The organism is Fundicoccus sp. Sow4_D5, assembly GCF_052116365.1.
Classification (GTDB): domain Bacteria; phylum Bacillota; class Bacilli; order Lactobacillales; family Aerococcaceae; genus Fundicoccus.
In genome coordinates this window covers 434,194-449,488 of record NZ_JBQKLF010000001.1, presented here as the reverse complement: position 1 = coordinate 449,488, position 15,295 = coordinate 434,194, and the positions used below count along the sequence as shown (strand labels likewise).

Sequence of the window (15,295 nt, the reverse complement as noted above, 5' to 3'; positions counted from 1 at the left end):
GGGGGATTTTATCATGCATCAAGCAAAGCAAAAGAACATTCTGACAATAGAAGATTTAAACGTACATTACCAACAAACACGCGCTTTAGATAACGTTTCTCTTACCTTACCTTACAATGTTCGCACAGCCATTGTCGGGCCCAATGGAGCTGGTAAATCGACTCTTATTAAAGCGATTCTTGGCTTAGTCAATGCCAACAGTAAAAGCATCCACTTGTTTGACGAACCTTTAGCTAAAGTACGCCACCGGATTGCTTATGTTCCGCAAACTTCCGATGTAAATTGGCAATTCCCAACTACAGTTTATGACGTGGTGTTAATGGGTGTCACATCAAAGCGTTGGGCCTTCCAACGCATTACACAAACACAAAAACAAGTGGTCGACGAAGCCTTAGAAAAAATGCAACTAACCGATTTAAAAGCACGTCAAATTAATCAGCTATCCGGTGGACAAAAACAACGTGTCTTTATTGCACGGGCCATTGCCCAGAATGCTGATCTATATTTCTTAGATGAACCACTAGCGGGTGTTGATTTTAAAAGTGAACAGATGATAATGGATCAACTGATTGCTTTTCAACAAGGTGGTAAAACAAGTATCACAGTTCACCATGATTTGAATACCGTACCGGAATACTTTGATTCGGTCATTCTGATTAATCGTCAATTGATTGCTAGTGGTTCTATCCAAGATATCTTTACACCTGAAAACATCCATACAACTTATCACGGCATCACGACCAGTCGTGAATTCTATTCAGATAATCACATGGAGAAAAAAGGAAGTGTTCATCATGGTTAGTAATTTTACTTTTGACTACTTTTTCTGGGTGGTCGCCTTGGGGAGTATGGCACTCGGTTTAGTTTCTGGCATTGTAGGTACGACACTGGTTTTAGAAAAACAAAGTCAGCTGGGAGATGCGATTGGTCATGCAGTTTATCCTGGCGTGATTCTTGCTTTTATGATTTTTCAAACGCGTCAAACGAGCGTCTTACTCTTAGGGGCCATCGTTTTTGGCTTAATTGCCTTCTGGCTGATCGGCTTTATTCGAAAATATAGTCAATTCCCATATGAGAGTATACTCGCTTTGGTTTTATCGTCCTTATTTAGTTTAGGTCTATTACTTTATAATATTGTTCAGACGAGCCCTCGTTTTCAAACGGTCAATTTTGCTGGCTTAAATACTTATATTATGGGACAAGCTGCCTTTTTGATGCGTTCGGATGTAGAATTAATTCTGATGGTCACTGTCTTAGTCTTAAGTGTCTTTTGGTTATTTTATCCTAAAATAAAAATCACGCTGTTTGACCGAGTATTTGCAGAAACGATTGGTATTAATACCAGTTGGATTAGTCATTTACTCTTACTCATGGGCTTACTGGTGATTTCAGTCGGCCTCCAAGCAGTCGGAGCCAAATTGATTAGTAGTATGCTCATTGCACCAGCGATTGCTGCCCAACAATGGACCAACGCCTACCCTCGTATGATTTGGCTGTCTGGTCTGTTCGGAACTATAGCGGCTTTTCTTGGTACATTATTGAGTACCGTCATTACTAATATCGCAACAGGTCCAATGATTGTTGTTGTGTTGACGATCATTGCCCTCTTCTCATTAATAGTCGGGCCAAAAGGCATTCTGATGGAACATTTATATAAAAAATCACAGGAGGTTGTCTCATGATTCAAATCTTATATGTGCTCTGTGTTGTTGCAGCATCTTGTAGTTTAATGGGAAGCCTATTACTTCAAAGGGAGAGTCTAATGGTGGCGGATGCCATTTCTCATACGATATTATTAGGGATTGTGGTTGCTTATTATTTTGTCGGTGATCTGTCCTCCCCTTGGTTAATTGTAGGTGCCACATTATTCGGAGTGATAACAGTTGTATCTATCGAATTGTTAGTTAAAACCGGACGCGTCGCTAACGATGCAGCCATTGGTTTAGTTTTCCCATTTTTCTTCGCCATTGCTGTTTTGATTATTTCAAAATATTATACAAATGTTCATTTAGACATCGACATGGTTTTATTAGGTCAAGTGGAGTTGTCGCCTTTAAAACGCACTGAATTGCTAGGTGTAAAATTACCGACTGCTTTTATTCAAGGGGCTTTTGTTTTATTACTCAATTCAGGTTTTATTTTACTTACCTACCAATCGCTTAAAATACGCTTGTTTGACCGGATTTACGCTCAGACAATTGGAATCCGAGTTAACTTGCTAGATTTCATCTTAATGACTTTAGTTTCTTTAACGGCAGTCACATCCTTTGAAAGCATCGGGGCAATCCTTGTGATTGCCTTAATGGCAGCACCTGCCATGACTGCTCGTTTGTTGGTGGAGTCTTTCCCAAAATTACTTCTAACCTCGGTCATCATTGCCATAATTAACAGTTGCATTGGCTACTTTATCGGACTTTATTTCAATACTTCTATCTCTTCGATGGTGGCTGTTGTGTCCTTTATTAGTTTCATGATTGTCTTTATTATTAAAAATGTTTTCCTGACGCAGCAATCACGCTATATTTAGTACTACCAATTTAGTCAAGTGGTCTGTCTGTTGCTTTAAAACAAGAAATATTACACTTTTAAAAATAACTTTAGAAATATTTTTTTAATGTGGTAGACTTTTTGGACTTTTAAAATTCAGTAAAAAAATAATTTGCGTATAATTGATCAGCAACCCCTCTTTCTAATGGGGGATTGTTGGTTTTTTTTGCCGTAATGGAGGAGAAAATGGATTTTCACATGCGTTTACCTAGATCAACGAAAGTTTTCTTTTGTTTCTAGCTATTGTTTCAGTACTTTCATTCCTTATTATCGCCCCATTAATTACGATGTTTGAGATTGGTTTCTCATTCCAAAACTGGGTTCAAACTTTAACAACTCTCCTTTTTATTTGGGTAGCAGTCGTTATTCCAGTCTTGTTGAGTCACGCTCCTGCCGATAAATTATCAGCAAAATTGTCGCTAAAGATGATAGTTTTAATTCTAAAATCACAATCAATATTCTGTGTAATGTTTTACGAATGTCAGTTCTATTAACAGTTATTGGATCATGGATTGGACAAAGATTAATTTCAATGGGCCCAATTTATTCATTCTTCCACAAATGGCCGCGTAATTTTGCGATTGCCTTTGCAGTTGAATCCTTAATCGCACAACCTATCGCTCGTCAAGTTTTATTTATTCTACATACGAAGCAAGACGCTCAAAAACAAACTAGCGCTATTTAAACTTAAATTAAAAGACTTCACACTTCTTTCAGTATTTGAAAGGTGGGAAGTCTTTTATTAATTGCTGCTTGATAGATACTCTTTTAAATTGATTGGGTGTTGATATTTAATTACTGCCAGTTGATCTTTTTCAAGAATCGTGTGGCTTAAATCAATCTGATGAACACTGGCAATCGCGACGACATAATGCAGCACGTCAGCTAGCTCATACGCTAAAGAACTGTCTTCTACCGCTGGCTTACGTCCTTCTAACTGATTCAACGCCTCAGCTACCTCGCCAATCTCTTCCACTAATTTCATAAAAAGCCCTGTCGAACTCGTAGTTGTTTGATATTTATCGCTTAAATAAGCTTGAAAATCCTTCAGATTAAATTCAGTCATCTAGTCTAACTCAATCTTGTTTAAAGCGTCGCGCAATAAACGCAATTCCTCAGCTGTAAAGGTCAAGCCTTTACTCATTTTAGAATAATCTTCACTCCACTCGCGGATATCATACTTCGCGTCTCGCTCATTCCAACTTACCGATGTAAGTTCCTTTGACCAACCTTTAGCATTGGTTGATAATTGCGCTAAATGCTCTTGAATCTCAAATTTAAAATCTGCCATTATAACTCCTCCATTCTACGTCTTTATTATTATAACTTTATAGCAAGGGCACGGCCAATGCAAGCAGAAACATGTTCCAAATAAACAACTTTCTAATCACTTACCAAGCCAGCATAAATCGTCCGACTTATGTGCCACAAGGGTTTATTAAACACTACATTTTACTGGCTAACATCACTCTTCTTAGCCATATTCTTTAAGTAAGGCTTCTACTAATTGGTCGCTAACTTGTGGAAAAGTCTGATAATATGCACCGACTGAGCCTAGAAAATGATCGGTTACCATGACAGCATAAACGTCATCCACTAACTCTATTAAAGCTCGATAGGTATCACTCGCAATGACTGGAACAGCTACTGCTAAGCTACGGGGGTTTCTTTCTTTAACGGCTTCGATTGCCGCAATCATCGTCTGTCCAGTCGCTATACCATCATCAACAATGATAACATCCTGATTTTCCAAAATTTTCCCTTTGATTATCGCATCATATTGTTTGCGTCGCTTTGCCATCTCAGAATGAATACTTTCCAATCGTTGTTCTAACCAGTCATTATCCACCTGTGCCACTTCCGATTGTTTATAAATGGGACGACCACCTTCTGCTACTGCTCCGATTGCAAATTCTGGATTCAGTGGATGACCAATCTTTTTGGCCGATATGATATCTAGCGCTGTCTGATGATATTGTGACACTTCAACAGCTAGTGGAACACCACCTCGAGGTAAGCCTAACACTACGGTCTCCTTTGGCCTTGTTATCGCAACTACTAAAGCTAATTGCCTGCCTGCGTCTTCCCGATCTTTAAACACGCTATTTCCTCCTTTTTACAGAATATAAATCGAACCTGCTCCTAACTTCATCATACTGCAAATAATCCTTTCGTTAAACTTTAAGACGAGTTATCTCTTTGCCTTGTATGAGTTTAAACTATAAATGGAACAAATCCTTGACGGCAAAGAAAAAAACACTAGGTCTGCGGAAACAGAATCTAGTGCACAGTTAAATATTACATTTTTTGATTTACTACAGAAGGTACCTTTTATTAGGTATTTGTTTACAATTATGTCTCCTTAGAACAAAATCACTTGCTCTTGAATGTCAGCTTTCAGTTATGTCAGAATTAACCAAAACACGTTTAGCAATGAATTATTTAACAAAAATATTGTTTTAAAAAACTCAATAGGAATTTGTCGATTGCGAACTATCCTTTCGTCCCTCCGGAAGTTAAGTCCGAAGCAATAATCTTCTGTAAGAAAAAGAATAATAGCACAATCGGTAAAGCCATTAGAATCGCACCGGCAGCAAATAGAGTGACTATCTGATTTCTTGAATCATTAAATAATGCTTTGTAAGCCGACAGCAATGGTTATTTTATCTGACGAACGTAATAGAAAACGAGCTAACATGTGATCACCAAAAAACCCCATAAACGCCCATAATGCTTAGACAGAAATCATTGCTCGAACTAATGTTTTCACTTCTAAAGTGACCTGCACCATCCAGTTTATCCGATTCATCAAAAGCCCTTGGAACTGTATCAGAATAGATTCTCATTAACTAGGTGTTCATCGGTATTCCTTGGCCCATGTACAGCAAGGGGATAAACTAAAATGGATCTAAACCACCGGATAACAAAGCCATGACATAGAAGGCCGTCAAAGCAACCATCGTCAGGCCTATTTGAATAATCAAAATAACATCAAACTTTGCTTGCGCCCTACGAAACGGTAATGACTGTAGGCGAAGCCTGATAAAACAATCACTGTGACTTGAATCAACATCGTGCATATGGCGACAAATAAAGTGTTCTTGTACCAAGTCAGATAGAGTGTCTTTTTAAACAGACGACAGAATTTTTCTAGCGTCCATGTGGTTGAGAGGTCTAATTTGAAAGCAATCATGTTACCTGCTTTAAATGCAGAAGCCACAGTAGTCAATAAAGGATAAATAACAATCACTGCAACAGTTATCATGAAGAGATAAGTGAAAATCTTGCTTAACAATTGCTTGTTTTTCTCTGAACTTCATCTTCTAATCATTAATTCTCCATATCAAAAGCATTGGTTTTCTTGAAAGAGACCACCGAGACAACAGTCACAATCCCTGAAATCATGAGTGCCACTGCAGCAACGACTGAATACTGCGGTGAACCACCTGTCGTCAATATATACATCCAAGATATCAGAATATCCGTTGACCCTGCATTACTCTCAATACTTCCCGGACTGCCTTCATTAAATAAATATATCATCGAGAAATGATTAAATTACTCGTGTACTGCGTAATGAATGTCGGCGCAGCTACCTGGAAAATAGAAGGCAATGTGAGGTTTTGAAGCGTTGAATCGCAATTGTCCCATCAATTTTCGCTGCTTCGTAAAGGTCTTCTAGATTGGCTTGCAAGATACTTGTCAGCATGATATAGATATAAGCAAAGCCCAGCCAACCTCGAATCAGAATTAGCGCTGTCTTCGTCCAGAAAGAATCTGTTTTCCACTTTTATAACGTCGTACTATTTGTTTTTTTAATTCTGGAGTAAACATTCTGGGTACTCTTTTTTCAGTCATGGTAGATTCTCTCCGTTTCAAGTGCTTAGGTTTCATTCTACTGGACCTTAACTTAACTATACTGTCTAACTTAGTATAGCTTATTCACATCTACGCGCTGAACTTGTGCAGTAATAGTACTTCAGCTTCCTTTACAGCCTTATCCGCGCAGCACGCCTCTTGTGTGATTTTTGTACGTCATAACAGAGTTGCATCTAAGACTTCCTTCAGTTTCCACCTAACAGTGGACACCCTTGTCTTCAACTATATGCGTACCACTGCAACTCGCATTCGGGACTTGCACCCGTTAAAGTTTGCCCATGTTGGGCAAACAAAAAAGTCGAAACGCTCATTAGAGTTTCGACTAAGTAGAGTCATAGTTATCCTTCAATAGCACCTTTAACTAAATTGTACATATATTGTTCAGAATCAAAGACTTGAAGGTCAGTCGCTTGTTCTCCTAAACCAATATATTTTACTGGTATATCTAAATCATAACGGATCGAAAGGACTACGCCACCTTTAGCCGTTCCATCTAGTTTAGTTAACACAAGTCCAGTAATCTCCGTAGCATCATTGAACTGCTTCGCTTGAATTAGAGCGTTTTGACCGGTCGTTGCATCGAGAACTAATAATACTTCTTGAATACCATTTGGATTTTCACGCTCAATGATACGTTTAATTTTAGCTAATTCATCCATTAAATTGATCTTCGTTTGCAAACGACCCGCAGTATCAACTAATAAATAGTCGAATGCTTCTTCATTTGCACGTTTAACAGCGTCGTAAACGACAGAAGCTGGGTCCCCTTGGTCTTGACCTGTAACAACTGGAATATCCAGTCTCTGGCCCCATACGTTCAATTGTTCCACAGCTCCCGCACGGAAAGTATCAGCAGCAGCCATTAAAACTTTATGCCCCTCTTGTTTTAATTGATAACCAATTTTACCAACAGAAGTCGTCTTACCTACCCCGTTCACTCCCACGAATAAGATTACCGTTGGACCATCTGGGTTTTCTTTTAGAGTGATTAAGTCATCTCCACCCTCGCGTTCGTAAAGTTGTACCATTTTTTCTAATGTCACACGTTTTACATCTTCGGGCTTATGTACATTACGTGATTCAATTTCATCGCGTATAGCGTCCGTTAGTGCCAATGTCATATTAAATCCGACATCTGCCCCGATGAAGGTTTCTTCTAAGTCTTCATAAAAATCTTCATCCACTTCTTTAAAGCCTGTAAATAAATCAGTTAATAGACTCGTAAAGTTCGTACGAGTTTTTTCCATTCCCTTATCATAACTGTCGAAAACGACGGGGGAACTTTCTTTTTGAATCTCTTCTTTAACAACCTTATCTTCACCAGTAAAGGCACGTTTTATTCGATCAAATAATCCCATTTAACTCACTCCCTACAGAATAATTTATTTTAAAAAGTGGTAAATTGCTTGAGCAACACCACTTGAATTGTTATCAGCTGTAATATAATCTGCTGCGTTTTTGACTGAATCCACTGCATTTCCCATCGCCACGCCTATTCCCGCTAATTCAATCATGGCTAAATCATTTTCTTGATCACCAATGGTTAACATTTCTTTTGGTGCAATTGTCAATTCTTCACCTAAACGTTTTAATGTATTCCCTTTATTCACGCCTTTAGCTACAATTTCGAATAAAAACGTACGCGATTTAAACGTTGAATACTTTGACATAAAGTTCGGATCGATTAAAGCTAACTGACGATCTAAATGCTCTGGTTCTATGCAAATGACCATTTTATTGATTTTATGATCGTCTGCTAAACTAGCAAAATCCACTGTCTGGGTTTCTAGATTACTCACTCTTTCTGAATAAAAAGAAGGATAACCTTCTGGATAGTTGACCGGTTCTAAAATATACCGCGCATCGATTGCATCCAATGGTAAATTAATTGCCATTAACACTTCATACCATGCAACAACATCTGCTTTAGTCAGTATATTTTCTACAACTACTTCACCAGATGCTGCTCGTCTTACTTGAGCACCGTTATACGTAATAATATAATCATCCGCTGAAGTCAGTCCAATTTCAGTTACTAAGTCTTTCATGGCTAAATATGGACGACCTGTACAAAGAACCACCTTGATTCCTTTTTTGTGTGCATAATGTAACGCTTCTTTATTACGGTCCGTAATCACTTTATCGTCAGTCAATAATGTATCATCTAAATCAATTGCAATTAATTTAATCATTTATTAGTTTCCCTTCAAAGCTTACTCTGTACTATAATCATAACACTTTTCGATAGTTAAAGTCATATTCTAGAGCCACGAGCTATACCTACAAAGATAAAACAATTTAGTCACTTAATTTAACGGAGGCCAGTTTCGAAATTCCAGAACGTTCCATTGTCACGCCGTATAAGACGTCGGCATGTTCCATCGTACCTTTACGGTGAGTAATCACGATAAATTGTGTATTCTCTGTAAAATCTTGTAGATATTCACCATAGCGATAAACGTTGGCATCATCTAAAGCCGCTTCTACTTCGTCCAGTACACAAAACGGAACAGGCTTAACTTCCAATATAGCGAATAATAAAGCAATCGCCGTTAAAGCTCGCTCGCCACCGGATAATAAAGCTAAGTTTTGTTTTTTCTTACCGGGAGGTTGGGCCACGATATCGACACCAGTTGCTAGTAAATCACTAGGATCGGTTAATTGTAAAGCTGCATTTCCTCCACCAAATAGTTTACGAAATGTCTTTTGAAACTGTTGGTTGATGACACTGAAAGTCTCTCCAAAACGCTTAATGACTTCACTATCCATCTCAGCCATCGTTTCTTTCAATTGAGACATGGCAGTTAATAAATCATCCTGTTGTTCTACTAAATGTTTAAAACGCTCATTTAGTACATCATAATCTTCAATCGATGCTAAGTTAATCGGACCTAAACGTTCAATTTCTCGTTTCAAGTTCTTAACTTCTTGATTTACTTTGGCAATCGTATCGATTGGCTCAGCCATGCTACTAGCTGCCTCATAGGATAATTGGTATTCTTCACTTAAATATTCCAGCTGATTATCAATAAAAGCTTGGAACTTTTCAATCTGAGCTTCAAGTTTCGCTTGTTTTTGATAAGATTGTTGCGTCATTTGAATTATTTCGCGTTGTTTTTGTTCGTTAGCACGAGAGGTTTCACTCAAGACGTGTCGACGTTCACGCAAGTTTGCAAGTTCTGCTTTGTGTTGTTCTAAGATTGCTGTCATCTCTTTGATATCAACAATCGTTTGTTCAAGCACGGCTTCTAATTCGTCTAGGTCAGTTTCATCTTGATGCTGACTCAATTGATAACTTTCAATGAATACGGTCACTTCAGCTAACTGCTCTGTCAACGTTTCAACTTGTTGTTGTAATTGACTAGCTTGCGTTTGCTTCACGGCTTGTTGAGTTTTACATTCGTTATACTCAACTTCTAATTGCTGTAATTGCTTTTGGCGGTCTTCTTGACTTAAACTATGCTGTTCTAATGTCTCATTGGTGTCAGCAATACCTTGACTCGCTTTTGCTAAGTTTTTTTCTGCAAGCAATAACTGTTTTTCAGCCTCACTGACAACTTCTTCTGCTTGCGTTAATTCATCCTTTAAAATTAATTGTTGATTTTGAAATTGCTTAATTGTTTGTTGTAGTTGATGAGTGGTTTGTTGTAGCTGTTGCGACTGAATTTCAGCTTGATTTAACACCTCACGGTTATTCTCCACTTGTTCATGCAAATGTTGTTCTTTCGATTGAACTTTAAGCCAGTCATCTTCTAATTGTTTTAAGGTTTGTTGAGCTACTTGTAACTGCTCTTCAGCAATTTTTAATTCATTTTGACGAGCTAACATTGAATTCTGTTGTTTACGTGCTTGTCCACCAGAAATCGATCCTCCTGGCATTAAGACGTCACCTTCTAAAGTCACAATTTTTACCGAGTGATTCAAGCGGCGTGCTAATTGTTGTGCCTCTTCAATACCAGACATAATGATCGTTGTACCTAATAAATTCGCGATAATATTGTTATTTTGACTTGCATACTCCACCAATTGATTCGCGATTCCCACAAAGCCTACGTGTTGTTGAGCTTGTTCTAATTGCTTATTGTTCAACATGCGCGGTTTAATATTCGTACGCGGTAAGAATGTCGCACGACCAGCCTTTTGTTGTTTCAAATAATGAATAGCTTCCTTTGCAGACTGATCATCTGTCACCACAATATGTTGTAAACTCCCCCCTAAGGCAGTATCAATCGCTAACTGATAGGCTTGAGGAACATTAATCAAATCCGCCACTGTACCTTCAACGCCACGCATACGACTGGCTTGCTTCATGACAGCACGAACCCCTGCGAAATAACCTGCATAGTCTTCTTGCATATGCTTTAAATTCGACACCTTGGAATCAATTTGCTGCGTATGGCGTTCATGCTGAAATAAAGTTTGTTGCATTTGTTGACGCTTTTGCTGCGTTAATTGGTTTTCTTCTAATAAACGGTTAAACTGCTGTCGCAAACTCTGTTGATTGGCTTGATGTTCAGCTTGACCTTCAATATGCTTAGCAAACTCTGTTTCAGCCAATTCTAGAGAAGTCGCTACTTGTTCTAGTTGTAAAGTTAAGTGTTTGTTACGTTCACCTTGTTGGGTAACCGTTGCATTAAACTGAGTGATTTGATTACGAGCTGTCGTTTCTAATTGATAAAAATCAATCAGCTGTCCACGTATCTCCTCAATTTGTGCTTGATCGTCCCCTGTTAAAATCGAGCGTTTCTGTTCGTATTGCTTCAGTTTTTGCTTCATCCTAGTCAATTGCTCACCAAAGTCAGTCTGCTGAGTCAACAAGGTATCATATTCAACTGAAAGTTTACTGTGACGTTCAACCTGTTGTTGATAAGCAGATTGTTTGTCATTAAGTGAGGTTTGATTAAAACGAATTTGTTGCTCCGTCATTTGTTGACGCGCTTTTAATCGTTCTAATTGTTGACCTTTCACTTGATATTCTTCAGAGTTAACATCAAGTGTTTGAGTAATTTGATCGAGCTCTAGTGTCTCGTTTTCCAGCGCTCGACTTAACTGATTGTTTTCTTGTTCTAATTGTTCAATTTCTGAATTCAAAGTCTTTAACGCATCTTCAGCTTTATTCCAGTCATCGCGGTACTGTGCGATTTGATAACTGTATAAAGAAATCTCTAAGCGTCGTAACGCTTCATGTTTTTCTTGATAACGTAGAGCATCTTCTCTTTGTTTGGCTAATGGCTTTAATTGGCCTTCTAATTCATGAATAATATCTTTCACTCGACTTAAATGATCACTTGATCTGACGAGCTTTCTTTCAGCCTCAACTTTTCGATATTGATATTTTTGGACGCCTGCTGCTTCTTCAAAGATAGTTCGACGCTCTTCGGGCTTACTTAAGAAAATGGATTCCACTTTACCTTGAGAGATAATTGAAAAACTGTTCTTCCCTAGACCGGAATCTAATAATAGATCCACAATGTCTTTTAGACGGACGACTTCTTTATTGATAAAGTATTGGCTATCACCATTTCGATTATAACTTCGCGTAATACTAATCTCACTAAAATCATAATCCAAATATCGATCTTCGTTGTTTAAGACCAATGTTACTTTTGCTAAATTTACAGGCTTACGTTCTTGCGTCCCATTAAATATAACATCTTCCATGCGATTACCACGTAAACTTTTGGCTGATTGTTCCCCTAATACCCAACGAATCGCTTCCGAAAGATTACTCTTACCACTTCCATTTGGTCCGACGACAGCCGTTAAACCTGTGTCAAATTCGATAACTGTTTTATCCGCAAAGGATTTAAATCCAGTCATTTCAATTCTTTCTAAATGCATTTAATATTACCTTTCTCATCCACTAAAGCAAAAGCATGTTCGGCCGCTTGCATTTCTGCTTGCTTTTTACTTTTACCTGAACCTTTTGCGATTAGTTGTTCGTTTAAATAAAGTCCCATTGTAAAGTCTTGATTATGGGCTGGGCCCGATTGTTCTAATAATTCGTACCGAATTAAAACGGCACCCTTTTGTTGAGCTTTTTCCTGGAAAAGTGTCTTATAATCAAGATTCACTTTTGTTAAAATCACACGATGTGGTTCTAATAAAGCACGGTTTAACCATTCTCTAGCCATTTCCATCCCCTGGTCTAAATACACCGCTCCTAAAAAAGCTTCAAAACAGTCAGCTAAGATAGAATCCCTTTCACTACCACCACTCGCTAATTCGCCTTTTCCTAAACGAATGTAACGATTAAAATTATATTGCTTAGCAAGAAAAGCTAAACTCTCCTCACGCACGAGCTGTGCACGCATACGTGTCAATTGACCTTCTGGCTCGCTTGGATACTCATGATACAAATAATCGCTCACAATCACTTCTAAGACCGCATCGCCTAAAAATTCCAAGCGTTCATTATGTTCCAATTTCCTTGATGCTCTTTCATTAACAAATGACGTATGTTGAAAGGCTGTCTCAAGTAGCAGGGCATTCTTAAAATGAATCCCCGTATTCTTTTCAATTAATTTTGTTAACGCTAGTTTCATATTTACCCTCTTCACTTTTTTCTTTCACAACAAGATACATTTTGACCAGTATATGACTATAAGTAGCTCAGTAAATAAAATCTTCCTATCCAATTCCAATTGTATTTATTAAACTTTTATAAGCTTCATTCTTCACCATAAAACATTCCGTCTTATTCGGTTAAACGGATTAAAAGACTGACATTTAGCACTTATTAGTATACCTAAAAACGACTCGGTTAAAAAGCTTTATCCAATAATAAATGAAAAGAGCCCCACAAGGAGGCTCTTCGTTTAAAGTTACATTAAATTACTCAGCTACTGGAGAGTCAGCAGTTAATGAGATTTGTGTCCAATCTAAGTCTGAACCAATTTCAGAATCGTATTGAGAAACTCGATTATTAACAGCTACTAATTCATAACGGAATAAAGTAGGTACTACTGGCAATTCTTCGTGTACGTATGCTTGCCACTCGTTAAATGCGTTCTCACGGAATTCGTCATCAAATGAGTCATCTGAGTTAATGGCTTCTAATAAAGCGTCATGCTCTTCCGATGCGAAACGAGGGTAGTTAAAGGCAGATGTACGTCCGTATAAACCAGTTGGGTTTGGATCTCCACCAGTTCCCCAAGCACCTTGGTAGATATCAATTGCAGGATCATCCGCTTCAACACGGTCATAGAATGAGTTAAATTCCATTAATTGGCCATCAACTAATTCGACAGATACGCCAATTTCACCCCACATTTGGATGTAGTATTGTGCTAATGGCTCAGCAACTTCTCCACCTGACATTGAAGCGAAACCTAAAGTAAATGGCTCGCCATTTAAGTCTTCAACAAAACCATCGCCATCGCCATCCACAAAGCCAGCTTCAGCTAAGATTTCTTTAGCTTTCTCTGGGTCATATGTATAAGCTTCTTGATCGAAGTTATGGTAAGCTTCAAAGTTAGGTGTAATTAATGAGTTAGCGTTTTGACGTAAACCAGAATAGAATTCTGCACCAACTGCATCGTTGTCAATCGCATATGCCATTGCTTGACGTAATGCTTTGCTTGACGTTACTTTAGAGTCGTCTGGAACCACTTCTCCAGCTTCAGCATCCCATGAACCTTGCTTGAATCCGATGTATGTATAAGCATTAGAGATTTGACCAATTACTGAGAAGTTAGTCGCATCTTTATAAGTATCGTATTGGTCAGCAGGTAATGTCGCTAAGTCGTAATTACCAGCTTTTAACTCAGCAACAATTGATGTTGCGTTAACAACTTCAATGACTAAGTTGTCAATTTCAGGTTGGCCTAAGTAATAGTATTCGTTAGCTTCAAAGCTTACAGCTTCACCAGGAGTGATTGAAGTGACACGGAATGGTCCGAAACCAACTGGATTCGTACGAACTGCTTCGTGATCTTCTAATTCAGCAACTGGAACTTCACCTAAGATATGCTCAGGTTCAATATAAGAAGAAACTCCACCACCAGCTTGTAACATAGAGTTGTTAAAGTTAATGTATGTTACTCTTAATGTATAGTCATCAATACGCTCTAAACCAGAAATTTCTTCTGCTTCACCAGCGTTATATTCTGTCATACCTACAACGTTTTGGAAGTCTTCTCCGTAACGTACACCAGTATAATCTGGGTGACCTACTACATAGTAAGGGAAAATTACATCATCAATCGTTAGTGGCTCGCCATCATCCCAAGAAGTTCCTTCTGGAATTGAAATCGTTACTTGTTTGTTATCTACATCAAATTCGATATCAGCAAAACCTGAGTTGTCGATTGCGAAACTTGAGTCGTAACCGTATAACCCATCGTTAAAGAAACCGATGATGCTCGCATCTGGATTACCTGTATAAAGCATATTGTTTAATACGCCTGCAAATGGATCTCCAACTAATGCGTAACGTAACGTTCCACCTTCAATCGCTTCGCCTTCATGAGTGACAGCAGTCTCAAAGTTTAATACGCCTTCTTCACCATCTTCTTGTGCAGATACAAAAGTTGATGTTGGTGCAACTAGAACAGAACCTAGAGTAAAGGCTGTTGCTGCTAGTGAAAAGTGTTTTCTTAATGTTTTTTTCATAATATCCCTCCAAATAAATTAAACGTTCTGGCGTGAATGCCATTACATAAATATATCATAACGTTTTCTTAAGTGATTATCAAGAGTTTTATTAAAAAACATTCAATTTTATGATAATTAAATGAGTGCAATTCTTATTTAAGCGATTCCAATTATCATAATTTATACAGCCTTTTTCCAGGTTATATTTATTGGAATAGGCTTTGGGACTATGTATTTGCTTAGTTTTCATTGTGAATTAGTCTGCATATGGCTA

At 38.1% G+C, this 15,295-nt stretch carries 12 protein-coding genes and 2 pseudogenes; 4 read left to right on the top strand and 10 right to left on the bottom strand.

All coding sequences use genetic code 11. The annotated features are described in order from the left end of the window. Nucleotides 1-13 precede the first annotated feature (13 nt). The 4 genes from ACTQ45_RS02195 (at nt 14) to ACTQ45_RS02180 (ending at nt 3,232) form a co-directional block, all read left to right on the top strand. Nucleotides 14-802 carry a metal ABC transporter ATP-binding protein gene (locus ACTQ45_RS02195; RefSeq protein ID WP_441750308.1) on the top strand — a complete coding sequence of 263 codons (789 nt, stop codon included), beginning with the start codon at nt 14-16 and terminating at the stop codon, nt 800-802. Next, the gene (locus ACTQ45_RS02190; protein WP_441762834.1) at nt 795-1,682 is read left to right on the top strand and encodes a metal ABC transporter permease; all 888 of its coding nucleotides are present in this window, start codon (nt 795-797) and stop codon (nt 1,680-1,682) included. Before ACTQ45_RS02195 ends, ACTQ45_RS02190 begins: the two co-directional genes overlap by 8 nt. Beyond that, nucleotides 1,679-2,527 (top strand): metal ABC transporter permease, encoded by an 849-nt coding sequence (locus tag ACTQ45_RS02185; RefSeq protein ID WP_441750306.1) that lies wholly within the window; start codon nt 1,679-1,681, stop codon nt 2,525-2,527. The genes ACTQ45_RS02190 and ACTQ45_RS02185 overlap by 4 nt, the downstream gene beginning before the upstream one ends. 498 nt (nt 2,528-3,025) lie before the next feature. Beyond that, on the top strand, nt 3,026-3,232 hold the full coding sequence (locus tag ACTQ45_RS02180; protein ID WP_441750305.1) for a hypothetical protein: 207 nt from the start codon (nt 3,026-3,028) through the stop codon (nt 3,230-3,232). Nucleotides 3,233-3,289: 57 nt separating this feature from the next. Here the strand turns inward: ACTQ45_RS02180 and ACTQ45_RS02175 are convergent, their stop codons facing one another. The 10 genes and pseudogenes from ACTQ45_RS02175 to ACTQ45_RS02130 all read right to left on the bottom strand — a co-directional run bounded on the left by ACTQ45_RS02175 (nt 3,290) and on the right by ACTQ45_RS02130 (nt 15,039). Beyond that, entirely contained in the window at nt 3,290-3,613 is a 324-nt protein-coding gene (locus tag ACTQ45_RS02175; RefSeq protein WP_441750303.1) for a MazG nucleotide pyrophosphohydrolase domain-containing protein, read from the bottom strand. Further along, nucleotides 3,614-3,838 (bottom strand): YdbC family protein, encoded by a 225-nt coding sequence (locus tag ACTQ45_RS02170; RefSeq protein WP_441750302.1) that lies wholly within the window; start codon nt 3,836-3,838, stop codon nt 3,614-3,616. A 183-nt stretch (nt 3,839-4,021) separates the two neighbouring features. Continuing rightward, the gene (locus ACTQ45_RS02165; RefSeq protein ID WP_441750300.1) at nt 4,022-4,648 is read right to left on the bottom strand and encodes a phosphoribosyltransferase; all 627 of its coding nucleotides are present in this window, start codon (nt 4,646-4,648) and stop codon (nt 4,022-4,024) included. A gap of 392 nt (nt 4,649-5,040) precedes the next feature. Beyond that, nucleotides 5,041-5,812: pseudogene (locus ACTQ45_RS02160) on the bottom strand (sugar ABC transporter permease). Nucleotides 5,813-5,877: 65 nt separating this feature from the next. After that, nucleotides 5,878-6,334: pseudogene (locus ACTQ45_RS02155) on the bottom strand (ABC transporter permease subunit); the annotation flags it as partial. A 430-nt stretch (nt 6,335-6,764) separates the two neighbouring features. Then, nucleotides 6,765-7,784 carry a signal recognition particle-docking protein FtsY gene (ftsY, locus tag ACTQ45_RS02150; protein ID WP_441750299.1) on the bottom strand — a complete coding sequence of 340 codons (1,020 nt, stop codon included), beginning with the start codon at nt 7,782-7,784 and terminating at the stop codon, nt 6,765-6,767. Nucleotides 7,785-7,808: 24 nt separating this feature from the next. Next, entirely contained in the window at nt 7,809-8,618 is an 810-nt protein-coding gene (locus ACTQ45_RS02145; protein ID WP_441750298.1) for a Cof-type HAD-IIB family hydrolase, read from the bottom strand. 106 nt (nt 8,619-8,724) lie between these two features. Continuing rightward, nucleotides 8,725-12,267, bottom strand: a complete 3,543-nt coding sequence (smc, locus tag ACTQ45_RS02140) for a chromosome segregation protein SMC (protein WP_441762833.1) — start codon at nt 12,265-12,267, stop codon at nt 8,725-8,727. Then, nucleotides 12,258-12,971, bottom strand: coding sequence for a ribonuclease III (gene rnc / locus ACTQ45_RS02135; RefSeq protein ID WP_441750296.1), 714 nt, complete (start codon nt 12,969-12,971; stop codon nt 12,258-12,260). Before rnc ends, smc begins: the two co-directional genes overlap by 10 nt. 289 nt (nt 12,972-13,260) lie before the next feature. Beyond that, on the bottom strand, nt 13,261-15,039 hold the full coding sequence (locus tag ACTQ45_RS02130) for an oligopeptide ABC transporter substrate-binding protein (protein ID WP_441762832.1): 1,779 nt from the start codon (nt 15,037-15,039) through the stop codon (nt 13,261-13,263). Between the last annotated feature and the right edge of the window lie 256 nt (nt 15,040-15,295).

Excerpts from the sequence above, each read along its gene's own strand:
- ACTQ45_RS02145 (WP_441750298.1), bottom strand. The coding sequence starts at position 8,618 with ATGATTAAATTAATTGCAATTGATTTAGATGATACATTATTGACTGAC.
- ACTQ45_RS02190 (WP_441762834.1), top strand. The coding sequence starts at position 795 with ATGGTTAGTAATTTTACTTTTGACTACTTTTTCTGGGTGGTCGCCTTG.
- ACTQ45_RS02195 (WP_441750308.1), top strand. The coding sequence starts at position 14 with ATGCATCAAGCAAAGCAAAAGAACATTCTGACAATAGAAGATTTAAAC.
- ACTQ45_RS02170 (WP_441750302.1), bottom strand. The coding sequence starts at position 3,838 with ATGGCAGATTTTAAATTTGAGATTCAAGAGCATTTAGCGCAATTATCA.
- ACTQ45_RS02175 (WP_441750303.1), bottom strand. The coding sequence starts at position 3,613 with ATGACTGAATTTAATCTGAAGGATTTTCAAGCTTATTTAAGCGATAAA.
- smc (WP_441762833.1), bottom strand. The coding sequence starts at position 12,267 with ATGCATTTAGAAAGAATTGAAATGACTGGATTTAAATCCTTTGCGGAT.
- ACTQ45_RS02130 (WP_441762832.1), bottom strand. The coding sequence starts at position 15,039 with ATGAAAAAAACATTAAGAAAACACTTTTCACTAGCAGCAACAGCCTTT.
- ACTQ45_RS02180 (WP_441750305.1), top strand. The coding sequence starts at position 3,026 with ATGTCAGTTCTATTAACAGTTATTGGATCATGGATTGGACAAAGATTA.
- ftsY (WP_441750299.1), bottom strand. The coding sequence starts at position 7,784 with ATGGGATTATTTGATCGAATAAAACGTGCCTTTACTGGTGAAGATAAG.
- ACTQ45_RS02185 (WP_441750306.1), top strand. The coding sequence starts at position 1,679 with ATGATTCAAATCTTATATGTGCTCTGTGTTGTTGCAGCATCTTGTAGT.
- rnc (WP_441750296.1), bottom strand. The coding sequence starts at position 12,971 with ATGAAACTAGCGTTAACAAAATTAATTGAAAAGAATACGGGGATTCAT.